18 protein-coding genes are annotated in these 16,962 nt (G+C 69.6%); 10 read left to right on the forward strand and 8 right to left on the reverse strand.

The genetic code is table 11. The features are described 5' to 3' along the window. Window positions 1–26: 26 nt before the first annotated feature. Entirely contained in the window at window positions 27–704 is a 678-nt protein-coding gene (locus tag JOE57_RS10740; RefSeq protein WP_204917834.1) for a type II secretion system F family protein, read from the forward strand. Then, complete coding sequence (locus JOE57_RS10745; RefSeq protein WP_204917836.1) at window positions 705–1,481, forward strand: type II secretion system F family protein; 777 nt, start codon at window positions 705–707, stop codon at window positions 1,479–1,481. 25 nt (window positions 1,482–1,506) lie between these two features. On the opposite strand, the gene JOE57_RS10750 is transcribed toward JOE57_RS10745, so the two are convergent. Then, window positions 1,507–2,025 (reverse strand): 2'-5' RNA ligase family protein, encoded by a 519-nt coding sequence (locus JOE57_RS10750; RefSeq protein ID WP_204917838.1) that lies wholly within the window; start codon window positions 2,023–2,025, stop codon window positions 1,507–1,509. A gap of 377 nt (window positions 2,026–2,402) precedes the next feature. Between JOE57_RS10750 and JOE57_RS10755 the strand changes: the two genes are divergently transcribed. The 3 genes from JOE57_RS10755 (at window position 2,403) to JOE57_RS10765 (ending at window position 3,471) form a co-directional block, all read left to right on the forward strand. Further along, a complete protein-coding gene (locus JOE57_RS10755; RefSeq protein ID WP_204917839.1) occupies window positions 2,403–2,651 on the forward strand; it encodes a DUF4244 domain-containing protein in 249 nt (82 codons plus the stop codon). 95 nt (window positions 2,652–2,746) lie between these two features. Next, complete coding sequence (locus tag JOE57_RS10760; RefSeq protein ID WP_204917841.1) at window positions 2,747–3,076, forward strand: TadE family type IV pilus minor pilin; 330 nt, start codon at window positions 2,747–2,749, stop codon at window positions 3,074–3,076. Then, window positions 3,073–3,471, forward strand: coding sequence for an Rv3654c family TadE-like protein (locus JOE57_RS10765; protein WP_204917843.1), 399 nt, complete (start codon window positions 3,073–3,075; stop codon window positions 3,469–3,471). Before JOE57_RS10760 ends, JOE57_RS10765 begins: the two co-directional genes overlap by 4 nt. Here the strand turns inward: JOE57_RS10765 and JOE57_RS10770 are convergent. The 4 genes from JOE57_RS10770 to JOE57_RS10785 form a co-directional block, all read right to left on the reverse strand. Beyond that, a complete protein-coding gene (locus tag JOE57_RS10770) occupies window positions 3,447–3,722 on the reverse strand; it encodes a DUF6191 domain-containing protein (RefSeq protein ID WP_204917845.1) in 276 nt (91 codons plus the stop codon). The genes JOE57_RS10765 and JOE57_RS10770 overlap by 25 nt on opposite strands. Beyond that, on the reverse strand, window positions 3,719–4,216 hold the full coding sequence (locus JOE57_RS10775; RefSeq protein WP_204917847.1) for a hypothetical protein: 498 nt from the start codon (window positions 4,214–4,216) through the stop codon (window positions 3,719–3,721). Before JOE57_RS10775 ends, JOE57_RS10770 begins: the two co-directional genes overlap by 4 nt. A 66-nt stretch (window positions 4,217–4,282) precedes the next feature. After that, complete coding sequence (locus JOE57_RS10780; protein ID WP_204917849.1) at window positions 4,283–6,577, reverse strand: DEAD/DEAH box helicase; 2,295 nt, start codon at window positions 6,575–6,577, stop codon at window positions 4,283–4,285. A 2-nt stretch (window positions 6,578–6,579) separates the two neighbouring features. Beyond that, window positions 6,580–7,710, reverse strand: a complete 1,131-nt coding sequence (locus JOE57_RS10785; RefSeq protein ID WP_338041258.1) for an NADH:flavin oxidoreductase/NADH oxidase — start codon at window positions 7,708–7,710, stop codon at window positions 6,580–6,582. A 155-nt stretch (window positions 7,711–7,865) separates the two neighbouring features. On the opposite strand from JOE57_RS10785, the gene JOE57_RS10790 reads away from it, so the two are divergent. Together JOE57_RS10790 and JOE57_RS10795 are read left to right on the forward strand one after the other, a co-directional pair. After that, window positions 7,866–10,247: a sodium-translocating pyrophosphatase gene (locus JOE57_RS10790; RefSeq protein ID WP_204917854.1), complete on the forward strand. Its 2,382-nt coding sequence runs from the start codon at window positions 7,866–7,868 to the stop codon at window positions 10,245–10,247. Window positions 10,248–10,597: 350 nt separating this feature from the next. After that, window positions 10,598–11,773 carry a CPBP family intramembrane glutamic endopeptidase gene (locus JOE57_RS10795; protein WP_204917856.1) on the forward strand — a complete coding sequence of 392 codons (1,176 nt, stop codon included), beginning with the start codon at window positions 10,598–10,600 and terminating at the stop codon, window positions 11,771–11,773. A gap of 17 nt (window positions 11,774–11,790) precedes the next feature. Here the strand turns inward: JOE57_RS10795 and JOE57_RS10800 are convergent, their stop codons facing one another. Then, a complete protein-coding gene (locus JOE57_RS10800) occupies window positions 11,791–12,693 on the reverse strand; it encodes an oxygenase MpaB family protein (RefSeq protein ID WP_338041259.1) in 903 nt (300 codons plus the stop codon). 24 nt (window positions 12,694–12,717) lie between these two features. Here JOE57_RS10800 and JOE57_RS10805 point away from each other — a divergent pair, with 24 nt between their 5' ends. Beyond that, window positions 12,718–13,755: an AMP-binding protein gene (locus JOE57_RS10805; protein WP_204917858.1), complete on the forward strand. Its 1,038-nt coding sequence runs from the start codon at window positions 12,718–12,720 to the stop codon at window positions 13,753–13,755. 93 nt (window positions 13,756–13,848) lie between these two features. Continuing rightward, window positions 13,849–14,319 carry a GyrI-like domain-containing protein gene (locus tag JOE57_RS10810; protein WP_204917860.1) on the forward strand — a complete coding sequence of 157 codons (471 nt, stop codon included), beginning with the start codon at window positions 13,849–13,851 and terminating at the stop codon, window positions 14,317–14,319. A 40-nt stretch (window positions 14,320–14,359) separates the two neighbouring features. Here the strand turns inward: JOE57_RS10810 and JOE57_RS10815 are convergent, their stop codons facing one another. Both JOE57_RS10815 and JOE57_RS10820 read right to left on the reverse strand, forming a co-directional pair. Further along, entirely contained in the window at window positions 14,360–15,436 is a 1,077-nt protein-coding gene (locus JOE57_RS10815) for a Gfo/Idh/MocA family protein (RefSeq protein WP_239578916.1), read from the reverse strand. Then, entirely contained in the window at window positions 15,433–16,131 is a 699-nt protein-coding gene (locus JOE57_RS10820) for a ThuA domain-containing protein (protein WP_338041260.1), read from the reverse strand. The genes JOE57_RS10815 and JOE57_RS10820 overlap by 4 nt, the downstream gene beginning before the upstream one ends. A gap of 202 nt (window positions 16,132–16,333) precedes the next feature. On the opposite strand from JOE57_RS10820, the gene JOE57_RS10825 reads away from it, so the two are divergent. Next, window positions 16,334–16,957 carry a mycothiol-dependent nitroreductase Rv2466c family protein gene (locus tag JOE57_RS10825; protein ID WP_204917866.1) on the forward strand — a complete coding sequence of 208 codons (624 nt, stop codon included), beginning with the start codon at window positions 16,334–16,336 and terminating at the stop codon, window positions 16,955–16,957. Window positions 16,958–16,962 lie beyond the last annotated feature (5 nt).

Genomic DNA, 16,962 nt, shown 5'->3' on the forward strand with positions numbered 1-16,962 from the left:
CGAGACGCGGGAACTGGGCGCGCTGGTTGCTGTTTTCTGTACCTCTGCTGGGGCTGCTGCTCGCTGTGCGCGCCACTGCCGGGTCAGCGGGTGTGGTGTCGGCGACCGCGGCGGTGATGGTCGGCGGAACCACGGCCCGACTGGTGCTGCTGCAGCGGCGATCCCGGCTGGTCGTCCAAGCGCGAACCGAGGTGGCCCAGGCGTGCTCCGTGCTGGCCGGGCAGTCGAGGATCGGTGCGGTTCCCGAACAGGCGCTGCTGATCGCGGCCGCCGACTGCCGGCCCCTGGTCGAGGCGGCGGCTGCGCTGCGGATCGGCGGAGATGTGGTGGAGACCTGGCGGCACTGCGCGCACCGACCAGGCCAGGAGGGGCTGGCGGATCTCGCCCGGGCGTGGCAGATCAGTCGCACCACCGGCGCCGAGCTGGCCACGGCACTGGAACAGGTGTCCGTCGCGCTGGATGCCGATCGAGCGCTGGACCGGGTGGTGCGGGCGGAGCTGGCCGCCGCACGAGCCACCGGGCGGATGTTGGCGGTGCTGCCTGCGGTGGGCTTGGCGTTGGGCTTCCTGATCGGCGGCGACCCGCTCGGGTTCCTGCTGGGGTCGCCGTACGGTTGGGGCTGTCTGCTCCTCGGCGTCGGCCTGGCGTGTTTCGGTGTGCTCTGGATGGAGCGGATCTCCGCCGGCGCCTCGGAGCGGTGGTAGATGGTCGACGTCTGCTGGCTCGTGGTGGCGGTTTCGGCGGCGGTCCTGGCCGCGGTCGCAGGTGTGAGCTCGCCTCGGCGGTTCCGCGTGACGTTGGGGATGCTCCAGCGCGACAGTGCCCGGCGGTCGAGGATGCCGGGCTGGCTGCAGGCTCGGCCCGACGCCTGGCCTGCGCGACGACGGGCGACGGCATCCGCCGCGCTCGCAGCCGTCGGCGGGTGGCTGCTGTACGGCGGTGGCTGGTGGGCGTTCGGCCTGGTCGCCCTGCCCGTACTCGGCTGCGTGGTGTATGTGGGACTGGGGCGACTGGAGCCGGCCTCAGCGGCCCGGCGGCGACGCCGGATGGTGCTGGATCTCCCTCAGGCTTATGAGCTGCTCGGCGCCTGCCTCGGTGCCGGCCTTCCGTTGCGTTCGGCCACCGCGGAGGTCGCCGCAGCCATGGGGGGTCCGGTGGGGTGGGAGCTTCAACAGGTCGTCAGCCGGATCGAGCTGGGTGCGGGGGAGGCCGAGTCGTGGCGGTCGCTGCGCCACCACCCTCTGCTGGGCCGGGCCGCGACCGATCTGGCCCGTTCGGTGGAGACCGGAAGCCTGCTGGTGCAGACCCTCCGCCACCACGCCGAGGAGGCGCGCCGCCATCGCCGCGCGGAGCTCGAGGCGGCCGCGAAGACGGTGGGCGTCCGCAGCGTCCTGCCGTTGATGATCTGCTTCCTGCCGGCCTTCTTCCTGATCGGGATCGTCCCGACGGTGGTGAGCGCCATGGCGGCGGCCCTGCAGTGAGAGAGCAGCCGCGAGTGGGACAGGCTCAGAGCATCCACTCACGCGCGGCGTCGGAGTCCCAGCGGCGTAGCCGCACGGCGTTGACCGGTGGGCAGTCCATGCCGGCGATGACCGTGATGGCCGCCGAGATCTGCGCCGCGGGTAGCCGGGCCAGGGTGACATGCGGGGTCCAGGCGTCCGGCAGGCAGACCCGGCTGACGTCTGGCGAGTCACCGAGGGCCAGGTGCACGGCCAGCTGGAAGCGGAGCAGGGCGGCGGTGGGAACCACAGTCCGCACCAGCACCATGCTTCGGTGCGGTCGGCCGAAGATCGTCGGGGATCCGATCTGGATGGGCAGTGGCAGCGCACTGAGCAGCCGCTGAACCACGTTCTCGCGGGCAGGATCGATCCGCTGTCTGGCTGTCAGGGTGATGTGGGGGCGGTTCGACGGCGCCGGATGGCTCCCGGAACTGGGCAGGCCCGCGTCCAGCAGCGCCTGCCACTGCGCTCGGATCGCCGCGTCGCCCTGCTCGTCGAGGAGCAGCTCCACACTCTGGATGCCCATCAGGTCAGGTGTCCACCTCTTGAGGCTAGCGCCATCCACAGTATCGCCGGCAGCCATCCGGTCGTGCACAGACTTTTCCATTCGTGGCCGGTCTCGTTCCGTCGAAAGACATCCTTCAGATGGACGCCGGTGCGCCCACACGGGGGGCGCAAGGGAGATCGTCATGGATGGGACGAACAGTTGCCGGAGGCAGGCGTGCCGACCACGGGGGTTGCTTTCTCGGAAGCTGATCACTGTGCACAGGGCGCAACGACCACCAAGCGTTGTCAACAGATTGACCTTGAGGGTGACCGATTCCCGCACTTGTACGCAACCTTCTGTCACACCCAACAACGGGTGCGGCGTCACAGAGCAGGCGCCGGTCGAAAGGAGCAAGCATGTCGCAATCAGAGACGCCCGGCACCGAGCTGGTCCGGGTGGTACCAGAGGGTGCTGGGCCATGCGCCGGTCTGGCCTGGTGGCGGAACCGCGGTCAGCGGGGGATGACCACGGCAGAGTACGCCGTCGGCACCGTGGCGGCTGTCACGTTCGTCGGGGTGTTGATCAAGGTGCTGCTGGACCCGTCGGTCTACCAGCTGATCTTGAAGCTGATCCTGTGGGTGCTGCGGCAGTTCTGGGGCGACTGACGGTGCCGCAGGCCGCCGTCTCCGGAGGGCGTGGAGTGGTCCGGTCTGTTCCGCCACTCCACGCCCACTGGGCGCGATCCCGATCCGATCGAGGGATGGTGACCGTCGAGCTCGCGTTCGGCAGCCTGGCCCTGGTCGGACTGTTGATCATGATCTGTTGGGCCGTGTTCCTGGTGGTGATGCAGGTCCGCTGCATCGACACCGCTGCAGAGGTGGCCCGGCAGGCGGCCAGGGGAGACGCCGCCGGCGTACGGCAGAGCCGTCGTGACGCTCCAGCGGATGCCACGATCGCTATTCACGAAGGACCGGATGCCGTCCGGGTCCAGGTCGAGCTGCGGGCCCGACCGTTTCGCCGCGGGCTGCCTGCCGTCCCGATTCGAGCAGGGGCGGTCGCGATCTGGGAACCAGGTGAGCACGAGCGATGAAGGCCATCGGTGCGCGCGGCCGTTCCTGGGGACTCCGGAGGTCGGAACGCGGGAGCGGCACCGTCCTGGTGCTCGGCCTGACGGCTGTCACCGTGATGCTCAGCTTCGCCGCGCTCTGCATCGCCGGCTACCTGGTGGCCGCGCATCGGGCCAAGGCAGCAGCCGACCTGGGTGCCCTGGCTGCGGCCGGCGCGGTGGCCACCGGAGCGGACGCCTGCTCGGCGGCCCGCGTCAGCGTTGCGCAGAACCGGGCCAGGGTCGGCGACTGCGCGGTGGTGGGCGACCGTCAGGACTTCGTGGTCAGCCTGACGGCCGTGGTCACCCTGAGAGCCATCGTCCCAGGGCTGCCGACCGCCGTCACGGCCAAGGCCTATGCCGGCTCGGCGCCGTCCTGAGTCGGCGGTGCTGGATGGCTGTCACCGGCGGACCGCATCGCGGCCGTGTCGGCCTCCGCAACGAGGTCCGTGGTGGCCGCCTCGTCGGCGCGCCGGGCCGGCAGGGTGATCTTGGCGACGCCGCCGTCGAGGTCGATCCCGAGCGGGGCGCCACCACCGTGGGTGGGTTTGGAGACGAGCATTCTCTGTCTGTCCCTCTCTTCACGCAGATGCTGCAGACCCGGCTGGAAGATCTCGAAGAACGAGGTCATCTCTCCGTCGGTTCATCGGCCTGTCGTGAGGACGGGGCGGCGTCGGGTCGCTCGGCGGTCGTTGACTCCAGGTCGAGCGAAGAGCTCTCCGGCTGCTGCGGAGGGCTGGACTTGGCGGTGGTCTCCGGGGTGGTGCTTCGCGGCGGCGTGCTCGCCGACTCCGTGCTCGCCGACTCCGTGCTCGCCGGCTGCATGCTCGGGCGGCCAGCGGTTGCGGTCCTCTCGGCCGCCGGGCGCGGGTTGGCCGAGGCGGCCGCCACCAGCGCGCGGATCTCCTTCCGCTTGGTGTTGGCCCGCCGGAGACCGGTACGGAGGAGGGCGAGCGCCAGCACGAGCACCAGCATCGCGCCAGCACCGGTGAGGTAGAGGCCTGCATCGTTGACCGGGATATTGGCCCCGAAGATGGACAGGTTCTGCACGCCCGGGTTGCTCACCACGACCGCAATCGTGAACACGATCACTATCAGCAGCAGGACGATCGCGATGGGAATCATGAACCAAGTATTGCCCGATCCGGGCAACCCGACCCACGCCCGGCGTGCGGCGCGCCGACCCGGCCCTCAGACGACGGCCGGCCTCGCCGTCTCGCAAAGAGCAGCCAGCAGCAGCATGGCCGCCTGCTTGTCGAGCATCTGATTCGCGTTCCCGCACTTCGGCGAGACGACGCAGGACGGGCAGCCGCTCGCACACTCGCAGGAGCGGAGTCGTTCCAGTGTCGCCGGCAGCCACTGCCCGGCGACCTCGTACCCCCGCTCGGCGAAGCCGGCACCGCCCGCCTGACCGTCGTGGACGAACACGGTCAGGGTCTGGGTGTCTGGGTGGTCCAGCATCGACAGGCCACCGATGTCCCAGCGGTCGCAGGGGGCGAACATCGGCAGCAGCCCGATCGCGGTGTGCTCGGCGGCATGGGCGGCGCCGGCCAGCTGGGTGGGGTTCAGGTGTCTGCCGATCGCGGCCGGATCGAGCGTCCACCACATGCCTGTCGTGCGCATCCTCCGCTCCGGAAGGTCGAGTGCTGTCTCGTCCCAGACGTCACCGGTCACCTCGTCCCGGCGGAGATAGCCCACGACCTGCGACGAGACGTCGACCTCGCCGAAGTGCACGGCGCCGCGGCCGAACGCGCGGGTGCGACGTTCGGCGACGATGCTGATGCCGGCATGCACCCGGGGCTGGGTGTAGTAGCCCGGACGGGCCGGGCGGACCATGGCCTCGCCGGCCGCCAGGTCCAGCTCCTCGCACAGGTAGGTGTCTCCCTGATGCAGGTAGACCGCACCGGGGTGGACTGTCCCGTCAGCGGCAGCCGGATCGACGTGGCCGATCACCCGCCCGGTGTCGATCTCGACGATCTCGACGGCCTTCCCGCCCATCGCCCGCAGGTCGATGTGGTCGACGGCGCGGTCGGTCCTGGTCCAGAACCACCCGGTGGGCCGGCGCCGAAGCGTCTGTTGAGCGACCAGTCGATCCAGCAGGGCTGGCATGCTGGGCCCGAAGTAGACCTGGTCGGCGGGGGTGAGCGGGATCTCCTGGGCGGCCGCAGCGAGGTGCGGCCCGAGCACGTACGGGTTGTCGGCGTGCAGCACCGTGGCCTCGACCGGTGTGGCCAGCAGCAGTTCGGGATGGTCGAAGAGATAGGCGTCCAGCGGCTGCTGGCGTGCGATCAGCACCACAGTCGCATCGGCACCGCTCCGGCCGGCCCGTCCCGCCTGCTGCCACAGGGCCGCCCTGGTCCCAGGGAAGCCGGAGATGATCACCGCGTCCATCCCGGCGATATCGACTCCCAGCTCGAGCGCGTTGGTGGCGGCGACGCCGCGCAGGGTGCGATCCTGCAGGGCGCGCTCCAGCGCCCGCCGGTCGGCGGCGAGGTAGCCGCTGCGGTAGGCCTCGACCCGAGCATGGCCGCTGCTCAGGTCCTGGGCCCGGACCGCCACCAGCTCGGCCATCTTCCGGGAGCCGATGAAGGCGAGCGTCTGGCGGTCCTCGTCAACCAGCCGCGCGAGCAGCATCGCCGCGTCATCGTCGGCGGCGCCGTCCGGCTCCCAGAGAACCATTCGGAGTGCCCCATGGGGCGAGGAGTCGTGGTCGACCAGACTGATCTGATCCGCGCTGACCCCGACCAGCTCGGCCGCTGCCTCGCTGGCGTTGGTGCTCGTCGCCGAGGCCAGCACAAAGGTGGGGTCCGAACCGTACGCTGCGCAGATCCGCCGCAGCCGCCGGATCACCGCCGCCACCTGGGCGCCGAACACGCCTCGGTAGCGATGGCACTCGTCGATCACCACGTAGCGCAGCGAGGACAGGAACGCTCCCCACCGCGCGTGTTGCGGCAGCAGCGACCGGTGCAGCATGTCGGGGTTGGTCAGGATGGAGCTGGCGTGCTCACGGGCCCAGTCGCGCTCGGGGCGTTCGGTGTCGCCATCCAGCGTCGCCACCGACCAGGAGTCCAGGCCGAACTCGGTGCAGACCCGGAGCTGGTCGTGGGCCAGCGCCTTCGTCGGTGCCAGGTACAGCGAGGTGTGCGGACGTCGGGGCCGCACGAGCTGCTCGCGTACCGTCGCCGGTACCACCCCGGCGGTCGCCTCCGGCCCGCCGTAGCAGGCGGCCATCACCGGCAGCAGATAGCTGAGCGTCTTGCCGGACGCCGTGCCGGTGGAGACGACAGTGTGCCGACCAGCGAACAGGTTCTCCGCCACCTCCACCTGGTGCCGCCAGGGAGCGACGATGCCCTGCTGCTGGCAGGCCTGGCGGATCGGTGCGGGCAGCCATCTCGGCCAGTCGGCCACCGATCCGGTCCGGGCTGGCCGACTGTGGACGTGCCGGACCTGGGGGGAGTCCACCAGCCAGGAGGTGTCGGTGGTCATGCTCAGGCGCTGCGCCCGAGGTCCAGGTAGGAGGGCCGGACCGTCTGCTCGGGCCAGGCACCGCGGACGTACTGGGCCGGGTAGGGCGACTCCGTCGTGGGCAGCCCGAGCTCGGCCGCGGCCCGCTGCGGCCAGGCCGGCTCGCGCAGCGCCGCCCGGGCCAGCAGCACCGCATCGGCCTGGCCGGACGCGACGATGTCGGCCGCCTGGCCAGGCTCGGTGATCAGGCCGACGGCCGCCGTCGGAAGGCCGCTGATGGTGCGGACCTGCTGGGCCAGCGGCACCTGGTAGCCGGGGCCGACCGGGATCGGCGCCGAGGCCACATTGCCGCCACTGGAAATGTCGACCAGGTCCACCCCCTCATCGGCCAGCCAGCCGGCCACCTCGGCCGTGTCGTCGACCGTCCAGCCGTCCTCCGTCCAGTCCGTACCGGAGAACCGGACGAACAGGGGCTTCGTCGCCGGCCAGGTCTCCCGTACGGCACGCACCACGTCGATCAGCAGCCGGGCGCGGTTGGCCAGCGACCCACCGTAGGAGTCGGTGCGCCGGTTCGAGAGCGGGGAGAGGAACTCGTGCAGCAGGTAGCCGTGCGCAGCATGCAGCTCGGCGACGGCAAACCCGGCGCGGTCGGCGCGCGCGGCTGCGGCGCTGAAGTCGGCCACCACCTGGTCGATCCCGGCCTGGTCCAGAGCCGACGGAGTGGCGTAGGAGTCGAACGGGAGGGCGGACGGGGCCACGGTCCGCCATCCGCCTTCAGCCAGCGGCACCGTTCCGTGGCCGTGCTGGCGGAAGGAGAAGGTCGACGCCTTCCGCCCGGCGTGAGCCAACTGGATGCCGGGCACTGCGCCCTGGGCCGAAATGAAGGCCGCGATCCGGGCCCAGGCGGCGGCCTGGTCGTCGTTCCAGATACCGGCATCGTGCACGCTGATGCGGCCCTCGGGGGACACCGCCGCGGCCTCGGTCAGCACCAGGCCGAAACCTCCGGTCGCTCGCGCACCCAGATGCACCAGATGCCAGTCGCCGGGCATCCCATCGCGCTCCAGGCACGAGTACTGGCACATCGGCGCCAGCCAGATCCTGTTCGGGATGGTCACATCACGCAAGGTCATCGGGTCGAAAAGAGAAAGAGGCACCCTCCCAGGGTGTCACGACTCTAAAGTGTCAATTGACGGCCATGTTTCTCTGGAATGGACCCGATCGAGCGGACCACCTGTATATCTGGTTAGACTCCGGCATGGTTCACGCCATGGATGGGGCGTGCTATTTCTCAGCTTTCAGGAGTTTCTCTATGTTCCGACTTCCGATGGAAGTGGTCTTGGCCGGGGCCAACCTCACCTTTGTAGCCATCGTGGGGGTCATTGCGCTTGTCGCCGTGGTGATGGCTGTCGTCTTCCGCCGTCAGGTGCTGGCGGCCGGTGAGGGCACCGACAATATGCAGCGGATCGCCCTGGCGGTGCAGGAGGGCGCGTCGGCTTACCTCGGCCGGCAGTTCCGCACCCTGGCCGGGTTCGCGGCGGCGGCCTTCTTCCTGCTGCTGCTGCTTCCCGTGCACAGTGACTCCGCCTTCGGCATCTGGACTCTGAAGATCGGTCGCTCGATCGCCTTCCTGGCCGGCGCCATCTTCTCTGCCCTGATCGGCTACCTCGGCATGTGGCTGGCCGTACGGGCCAACGTTCGGGTGGCCGCTGCTGCCCGTGCCGACGGCCGTGACTCGGCCATGAAGATCGCCTTCCGGACCGGGGCCCATGTCGGAATGGCAACGGTCGGACTGGGCCTGCTCGGTGCGTCGATCGTGGTGTTCATCTTCAAGAGCGACGCCCCGACGATTCTCGAGGGCTTCGGTTTCGGCGCGGCGATGCTCGCCATGTTCATGCGTGTCGGCGGGGGTATCTTCACCAAGGCTGCCGACGTCGGTGCCGACCTGGTCGGCAAGGTCGAGCAGAACATCCCCGAGGACGACCCGCGTAACGCGGCGACCATCGCCGACAACGTCGGTGACAACGTGGGCGACTGCGCCGGTATGGCCGCCGACCTGTTCGAGTCCTACGCCGTGACCCTGGTCGCGTCACTGATCCTCGGCAAGGCCGCGTTCGGCTCCTACGGACTGGTGTTCCCCCTGATCGTGCCCGCGATCGGTGTCATCACCGCCATCATCGGCGTGTTCCTGACCCGCCCGCGTACCGGCGAGAACGGTCTGAAGACGATCAACCGGTCGTTCTACCTGTCGGCCGGCATCTCGGCAGTGCTGTGTGCGATCGCCGCGTTCGCCTACCTGCCCAGCAACTTCGCCGATCTCGGCGTCGAAGGGCTCGCCTTCACCGGACCGGTCGACGACCCACGGGTCGTGGCCCTGGTCGCCGTGCTGATCGGCATCGTGCTGGCCGCCATCATCCTGTCGCTGACCGGCTACTACACCGGCACCGAGGACCGCCCGGTCAAGGACGTCGGTCGGACGTCGCTGACCGGCGCCGCGACGGTGGTGCTTTCCGGCATCTCGGTCGGCCTGGAGTCGGCCGTCTACACCGCGCTGGTCATCGCCGCCGCCGTCTACGGGGCGTTCCTGATCGGTGGTTCGGGCGTCGTCGGGCTGTTCGCGATTGCGCTGGCCGGCTGTGGCCTGCTGACCACGGTCGGTGTGATCGTGGCGATGGACACCTTCGGTCCGGTGTCGGACAACGCCCAGGGCATCGCCGAGATGTCCGGCGACGTCGACGGTGAGGGGGCCCAGATCCTGACCGAGCTGGATGCGGTCGGCAACACCACCAAGGCCATCACCAAGGGCATCGCCATCGCCACCGCGGTGCTCGCGGCCACCGCGCTGTTCGGCTCCTACACCGACTCGATCAAGGGTGTGCTGGCCGACAACTACTCCAAGTTCACCGCCCAGTCGGTGGTGTTCGCACCGCAGACCCTGGTCGGCCTGCTGGTGGGTGCCGCTGTCGTCTTCCTCTTCTCCGGTCTGCTGATCAGTGCGGTCGGCCGGGCCGCGGGCGCGGTCGTGTTCGAGGTCCGCCGGCAGTTCAAGGAGATCCCCGGGATCATGGAGGGGACGGGCAAGCCGGAGTACGGCAAGGTCGTGGACATCTGCACCCGTGACTCGCTGCGCGAACTGGCGACGCCGGGCCTGATGGCCATCATGGCGCCGATCGCCGTCGGTTTCGGCCTCGGTGCACCGGCGCTGGCCGGCTATCTGGCCGGCGCGATCGCGGCCGGGACGTTGATGGCGGTCTTCCTCGCCAACTCCGGTGGGGCCTGGGACAACGCCAAGAAGCTGGTCGAGGACGGCCACCACGGCGGCAAGGGCTCCCCGGCTCACGAGGCCACCGTCATCGGTGACACTGTCGGCGACCCGTTCAAGGACACCGCCGGGCCGGCCATCAACCCGCTGATCAAGGTGATGAACCTGGTTGCCGTACTGATCGCCCCAGCTGTGGTGGGCATGTCCACCATGAGCGACTCACCCTCCGCACTGCGCTACGTGATCGCGCTGGTCGCCTTCGCCATCGTGGTGGTCGCTGTCGTGATCAGCACCCGGCGGGACGTCGCGATCGGCGACAGCGACAACGACAACGATCCGAGCCTGGGCTCCCTTCCGGGGAGCGGAGCCGGCCGCCGTACGTCGCACACCGCGAACACCGAACGCGAGACGGAGACGCACTCCGCCGGCTGACCCAAGCACGACCCTGACGTGAAGGCCCTGCCCCTCCGGGCGGGGCCTTCAGTCGTCTGCTGCCCCGTCGACACCCGGGCCGCCGCTTCGTGGCTCCGCTGACTGGAGGCCCGGGCCGGCCACATGACGTACAAAACTGTCACTCAGCGTGGCAGATTTCCCTGGCTTCGTGACTGTTTCCCAAGTCGACTTGGGAAACCGACACCACCGAGGCCGACACCCCCGACACCGAGGCCGACACCCCCGACACCGACACCACCGAGGACGACAGGGGCGGGCCCAGCGGGGATCTCCACAGATGTGCCGGGGAGGGTGGCGAGGTTGGGCAGCGATGAAACACTGGAGGCGCGATGACTACCGATGACCACGGCCCGCAGTGGCCGCAGACCGAGCCGCCGGACCGTCCGACCGACGCCACCTGGGCGCCCATCCCCGGGCCTGCCCCGCGGCAGCCGTACGGTGATCCCGGCTACGGGCAGCTGCAGCCGTACGGGCCACCGCCGGGATATCCGGCGATGCCGGCCCCCGGCTTGCCGATGCCGACGGCCAAGCCCAGCGCGCTGCCCGACGGACCGCGCGAATACCAGCAGATGCTGCGAGGACCGCGACACCGGTGGTGGCGACCGCTGCTGTCGCTGCTGCTGTTCGCGGTGATCGCCTTCCTGCTGATCCAGCTGGTGTTCCCAGTCGTGCTGCTGATCGGGGTGGCGCTGGGCGAACCGCATCCACTGCGTTGGGCACTGGACACGCTCGCGGTGCAGAAGAACATGTCCGCCACCGGCTTCCTGGCGACCAACCTCTCGCTCATCGTGCTGATCCCGGCGGCGATGCTGGCGATCTGGATCGCTCACCGCATCCGGCCACGCTTCCTGTCGTCCGTGGCCGGCGGGCTGCGCTGGCGGTGGCTGCTCCGCTGCGTGCTGATCACGGTGCCCGTCTGGCTGGTCTATATGACGATCTCGCTGCTGGTCGAGCCGCAGAGTGGCGCGCGCCCGGCCCACTGGGTGCTGCTGCTGGTGATGGTCGTACTGATGACCCCGCTGCAGGCGGCGGGTGAGGAGTACGCGTTCCGCGGCTTCGTGCTGCAGAGCATCGGCTCCTGGTTCCGCCACCCGATTGTTGCGCTCGTCGTCCCGATGGTGCTGTCGGTCGGCGCCTTCGCGGCGGCCCACGGCAGTCCGAACTTCTGGGTGCTCGCCGACCTCGGGCTGTTCGCCGTCGTCGCTGCGATCGCCACCTGGCGCACCGGCGGATTGGAGGCGGGCATCGCCATCCATGCCGTGAACAACATGTCCGTCTTCTTCACCGTGATCCTGTTCGGCGGCTGGGAGGACGCGTTCGTCGGCGAGAACACCACCAGCACGCCTCTTGCGCTGGGCATCTCGGCCCTCGTCAACGGCGTGGCGCTGGCGCTGATCCTCTGGCAGGCCAAGCGGGCCGGCATCCAGCGGCTCTACCAGCCGACGGTGACGTCGCCGCCGACCGGGGAGGCCCGAGCGCTCGCCACTGCTCGGCTCGACAGCTGACGCTGCTGGCGGCAAGCTCAGACGGCGCCGCCCTGGGGGCCGGTGCCACTCAATGCCCAGCGGATCAGACCGGTCACGGCCGCAGCCAGCGGTCGGGACAGCAGCCGATCGGCGATCGGTGTGGATGGCAGCCGGAGCTCGGTCCGCGCCCAGGACGGCAGCAGGGCCACTGCGGCCCCTACCAGCGGCGCGTACGCGGGTCGGGCCAGTCTCGGCAGTGGTGGATCGGAGATGAGCAGGTCGGCCGCCTCCTGCGCCTGCGCGGTCCAGCGCAGCTGCGACCGATACGACGTGAGAACGGCGTCGAGCTCCGCCACCGTCCGGGGTGGTTCGAGCACTCCCAGCTTGCCGGCGACCAGCGCGCTCTGGGCCACATAGGTATCGCAGCCCTCAGCGGTCAGGGGACGCCGACCGAAGGCCTGATGGGCGCTCAGGAAGCTGTCCACCTCCGCGGCATGCACCCAGGCCAGCAGCTGGGGGTCGTCGGCGCGGTACGGCCTGCCGTCAGGGGCGACACCGCTGATCGAGGCGTGGATGCGGTTGAGCCGGTCGATCCGCTGTTCGGCGGCGTCGACCGGACCATAGGTGGTGAAGGCCAGGAAGTGGCTGATCCGTTGCAGCCTGCCCCACGGATCGCCCCGGTAGCCGGAGTGCTCGTGCACCCCCCACATCGCGACGGGGTGCAGCGACTGCAGCAGCAGGGCACGGATCCCGCCAATGAACATCGAGGTATCGGCATGCACCTGCCAGATCGGGTCAGCCTCGACGAACCAACGCTCGCCGGGCGCGTACCAGATCCGGGCGTGCACCTCCTCGAAGTCCTTCCCGGCGATCCTGTTGCGTACGGCCCGGGCAACGCTGGCCCGGGGCCGGTCCAGCAGGTCCGATTCGAAGATCGCACTGCCGAGTGTCGGGGTCACGCCTGTGATCGTACGCTGGGCCCCATGAGCGACGGATCCGGTGAGCGCAGGCTGTCCGCCCCCGAGGAGTCCTGGGTCGAGCAGGCAGACGCGGTGGACTGGTTCACCCGACCGCGGCGGAACCTGGACAGCCGCTCTCCGCACGACCGTAGGTACGAGGGCGGCTCACTGAACGTCTGCTACAACGCGCTGGACCGGCACATCATCCGCGGCCGAGCCGACGAGCCGGCGCTGATCTTCCACTCGGCCATTCCCGGGGAGCGCAGCTCCTTCAGCTTCGCCGAGCTGTTGGACCGGGTGGCGCGGCTCGGCGGGGCACTGAGCGGGCTGGGCGTACGCCGCGGAGACCGGGTCATCATCCAGCTCCCGAGGATTGCCGAGGCGGTGATGGCGATGCTGGCCTGTGCCCGGATCGGAGCCGTTCACTCGGTCGTCGACGCCGGGGCTGCGCCGAGCGAGCTCACCGACAGGGTCGATGACGCCAGGCCCACGGTGGTCGTGGCGGCCTCCTGTGGCCTGGCTGGGGAGCAGGTAGTGGAGTACAAGCCGATGCTGGACGCCGCCCTGGCGAACGCGAACCACGGACCCGACCACTGCATCATCGTGCAACGACACCAGGCGCGGGCCGAGCTCAGCGGCCCGCGCGATCTCGACTTCCGCCAGCTGATGCGGCCGGGAGCCTTCGAGCCGGCAGCCTGCGTGGCGGTGGCCGCCGAAGACCCGCTCGACATCCTCTACACCTCCGGCATCAGCGGAAGACCGCAAGGCATCGTCCGGGACACCGGCGGGCAGGCGGTCGCGCTGTGCCATTCGATGCGCGTCAGCCATGACATCCATCCTGGCGAGGTGGTCTACACCACCACCGAAGCGGCCCGGGCGGAGCCGGCGTACGACTACGCACCGCTGCTGGTCGGCGCGACCGTGCTGCTGCACGAGGGCGAGCCGGTCGGACCCCAGGATGACGACGGGTTCGCGAAGCTGGTCGAGGAGCACCGTGCCAAGGTGCTCACCGCGACCTGCGGTCCCTCCATCCCAGACGTCAGCCCCTCCTCGAGACGCTGACCGGGCGCCTCCTGAGCCGGATCGTGCCATTCGGCCCTGGTAGCGGCGGGCAGCGCGCGCCTACTGTGACAGCGGAGCCATGGGGAGGCAGTGATGAGCTACGAGGTGCAGATCGTGGACGAGCCGGGACGCCATTTGGCGGTGACCAGATACTCGGCCCGGCCAGAGGAGATGGGCCGGCTGGTGGGGCAGGCCTTCGGGACGGTGATGGCCTACCTGTCCAGCAAGGGCATCAACCCGAGCGGGCCGGCCGTGAGCTACTACACGATGGTGGGGGATCACTTCGACGTCACCTCCGGCTTCCTGGTCGACGCCCCGATCGAAGGTGACCGCACCGTTGTCCCGCTGCAGCTGCCAGCGGGACCGGTGGCGACCACGACGCACATCGGGCCCTACCAGGACCTCGGCAAGGCGTATGAGGCCCTCCAGGAGTCTGCCAGACAGCGGGGCCTACTCGTCGATACCGCGGGGCCGATGTGGGAGGAGTACTGGAGCGGCCCGGAGACAGCTCCGGAACAGACCCGCACGACGGTGTTCTGGCCCGTGCAGGTGGCGCCCTCCTGAGAGGGCCCGCCCGCCCTCTGGCAGGTGCAGCAGAGCCGCCTCAGGGCAGCTCGACAGCCGCCGGACGCTCGCAGCTGCTGGCCACGCTGACCGAGGTGCCGATGTGGGCGGCGTCCAGCAGGGACTCCATCACATCGAGTACGTGGTAGGCGAGCTTGCCGCCGGCCCGGTGCTCCACTCCGGCGGGGGTGGCCATCATGTCGGACAGGCCGATACCGCGGCCGGCCTCGGGGTAGCCGGCGCTCACCGGCAGCGTCTCCCAGCCGCTCCCGCCGAGCCGGTGCAGCTGCACCTCGCCGGCGAACTGGTTCGGGTCGGGCACGACCAGGGATCCCTGGTCACCGTGGACCTCGATGTTGGAGGCTTTCGTCGCGACCGCATCGAAACTCATCACCAGCGTGGACAGCGCGCCGGACTCGTGCACCAGGACGCCGGTGACATGGGTGTCGATGGTGACCTTGATGCTTTCCCCGGCCCGGGGCCCGGAACCGATCAGGCGCTCGTCCCGGGTGCGGCTGGCCGCGCCGATCACCGACGAGACCGGACCGAGCAGAGTGACCAGTGAGGTGACGTAGTAGGGGCCCATGTCGAGCAGCGGGCCGCCGCCGGGCAGGTAGTAGAAGTCGGGGTCCGGATGCCAGCGCTCGTGGCCTGGGGTCACCATCGTCGCCGTCGCGGCGATCGGCCGGCCGATCAGGTTCGAGTCGATCGCGTTCCTGGCGGTCTGGGTTCCGGTGCCGAGCACGGTGTCGGGCGCGCAGCCCACCCGGACGCCGGCGGCCTGCGCGGCCGCGAGGATGGTGCGCCCCTCCTGGGTGGTGCTGGCCAGCGGCTTCTCCAGGTAGACGTCCTTGCCGGCGTCGATCGCCAGCAGCGCCACCTCGGCGTGCGCGGCCGGGACGGTCAGGTTGAGCACCACGTCCACCTCGTCATCGGCCATCAGGTCGACGACGCTGAGGGCACGGACCTGCGGGTAGTCGGCAGCCACCGCCTGGGCCCGGGCAAGGTCGAGATCGGCCACCGCCACCAGCTCGAGGTTCGAGGTCTTGGCCAGGGTGGTCAGGTATTGCTGGGAGATCTTCCCGCAACCGACGATGCCGACCCGCGCGGCGCTCATCGGCTCGCCCACAGCAGGCCGCGCTCGACCAGCGTTCGGACGTTCGGGTCCTCCAGCACGTCGAGCTGGTGCCCCGGGGTGCAGACGAAGATCTTGCCCTGGCCCCAGCTGCGGGTCCAGACCGCCGGGGAGGTCACCGGCCGATGCCAGGGGTCACCCTCGCGGACCGCCTGGGTGGTGGTGGCCAGCACATCGCAGTAGTCGTCGGCCAGCACCCAGTACTGCTCGGTGACGAGGTCGAAGTCGGACAGGCCCTGGGTGATGGGATGCTCGGCGGCGGCCGGCAGGAAGTTCACCCGGTAGGGGACGAAGTTGTCCTCCGCGCCGCCTACCCGCAGGTGGGGTGCCTTGCCGGGGTGGCAGGCGAACTGCCCACCGATCAGATGCAGGTAGTCCGACGAGTTGCGGAACGAGTCGGCGATGCCGCCATGCCAGCCGGCCATGCCGGTGCCCGCCTCGACGGCGGCGATCAGGCCTTGCAGCGGCTCGCGTTCGATGCTGCCCATGGTGAAGCACTGCACCACCAGATCGGTGTCGGCCATCACACCGGCGTCGGCGTAGATGTCGGGGGACTCCTCCACCCGCACCACGAAGCCGTTCTTCTCGAGGAACGGGATGAAGAGGTCGGTGGCCTCTCTGGGCTGATGCCCTTCCCACCCACCACGGACGACCAGTGCGTTCTTGTCAGCAGTCACGGGTCCCATCCTTGCACCTGCCGTGAACGTGAACGAGCCTCCCATCGATATGTGGGACAACACAACATTCTTGGAGGCACCAGGGGTGGCCGTTCCCGGGTGGGGTCGGGAACAAAGCCGTGCTCATTATTGCTATGACTATGGAACATACGGATGACGAGTGCCCGGGGCTGGATGTCCCGCACCCACCGACAGGAGAGCCATGACGATCGCCCCCGAGACCGCCCGCAACCGCGCCGACTTCTGGTTCGACCCGCTCTGCCCGTTCTGCTGGATCACCTCCCGCTGGGTGCTGGAGGTGGAGAGGGTGCGCGACATCGAGGTCAACTTCCATGTCATGAGCCTGGCCGTGCTGAACGAGGGCCAGGACATCTCCGAGGACTACCGCAAGGGTCTCGAACGGGCCTGGGGCCCGGTTCGGGTGGCGATCGCCGCAGCCCAGTTCAAGGGCGATGAGATCCTCTCCCCGCTGTACACCGCGATGGGCACCCGGATCCACAACCAGGGCAACAAGGACCTGGACGTGGTCATCGTCGAGTCGCTGGACGAGCTCGGTCTGCCGCTCGAGCTGGCCGAGGCGGCGACCTCCACCGAATACGACGAGGAGCTGCGCCGCAGCCACCACGCCGGCATGGACAAGGTGGGCAAGGGGGTCGGAACTCCGACGCTGCACGTCAACGGGATGGCATTCTTCGGCCCGGTCATCTCCAAGATCCCGCGTGGCGAGGAGGCCGGAACCCTCTGGGACGCCACCGTCACGTTGGCCGGCTTCCCCTATTTCTCCGAGCTCAAGCGCGAGCGGACCGGTCAGATCGACTTCAGCTGACTGCA

The organism is Microlunatus panaciterrae, from assembly GCF_016907535.1.
Taxonomy (GTDB): domain Bacteria; phylum Actinomycetota; class Actinomycetes; order Propionibacteriales; family Propionibacteriaceae; genus Microlunatus; species Microlunatus panaciterrae.

Bases quoted from the DNA above. Each gene is read 5' to 3' on its own strand.
- JOE57_RS10745 (WP_204917836.1), top strand. From the start codon at position 705: ATGGTCGACGTCTGCTGGCTCGTGGTGGCGGTTTCGGCGGCGGTCCTG.
- JOE57_RS10750 (WP_204917838.1), bottom strand. From the start codon at position 2,025: ATGGGCATCCAGAGTGTGGAGCTGCTCCTCGACGAGCAGGGCGACGCG.
- JOE57_RS10755 (WP_204917839.1), top strand. From the start codon at position 2,403: ATGTCGCAATCAGAGACGCCCGGCACCGAGCTGGTCCGGGTGGTACCA.
- JOE57_RS10760 (WP_204917841.1), top strand. From the start codon at position 2,747: ATGGTGACCGTCGAGCTCGCGTTCGGCAGCCTGGCCCTGGTCGGACTG.
- JOE57_RS10765 (WP_204917843.1), top strand. From the start codon at position 3,073: ATGAAGGCCATCGGTGCGCGCGGCCGTTCCTGGGGACTCCGGAGGTCG.
- JOE57_RS10770 (WP_204917845.1), bottom strand. From the start codon at position 3,722: ATGACCTCGTTCTTCGAGATCTTCCAGCCGGGTCTGCAGCATCTGCGT.
- JOE57_RS10775 (WP_204917847.1), bottom strand. From the start codon at position 4,216: ATGATTCCCATCGCGATCGTCCTGCTGCTGATAGTGATCGTGTTCACG.
- JOE57_RS10780 (WP_204917849.1), bottom strand. From the start codon at position 6,577: ATGACCACCGACACCTCCTGGCTGGTGGACTCCCCCCAGGTCCGGCAC.
- JOE57_RS10790 (WP_204917854.1), top strand. From the start codon at position 7,866: ATGTTCCGACTTCCGATGGAAGTGGTCTTGGCCGGGGCCAACCTCACC.
- JOE57_RS10795 (WP_204917856.1), top strand. From the start codon at position 10,598: ATGACTACCGATGACCACGGCCCGCAGTGGCCGCAGACCGAGCCGCCG.
- JOE57_RS10805 (WP_204917858.1), top strand. From the start codon at position 12,718: ATGAGCGACGGATCCGGTGAGCGCAGGCTGTCCGCCCCCGAGGAGTCC.
- JOE57_RS10810 (WP_204917860.1), top strand. From the start codon at position 13,849: ATGAGCTACGAGGTGCAGATCGTGGACGAGCCGGGACGCCATTTGGCG.
- JOE57_RS10815 (WP_239578916.1), bottom strand. From the start codon at position 15,436: ATGAGCGCCGCGCGGGTCGGCATCGTCGGTTGCGGGAAGATCTCCCAG.
- JOE57_RS10825 (WP_204917866.1), top strand. From the start codon at position 16,334: ATGACGATCGCCCCCGAGACCGCCCGCAACCGCGCCGACTTCTGGTTC.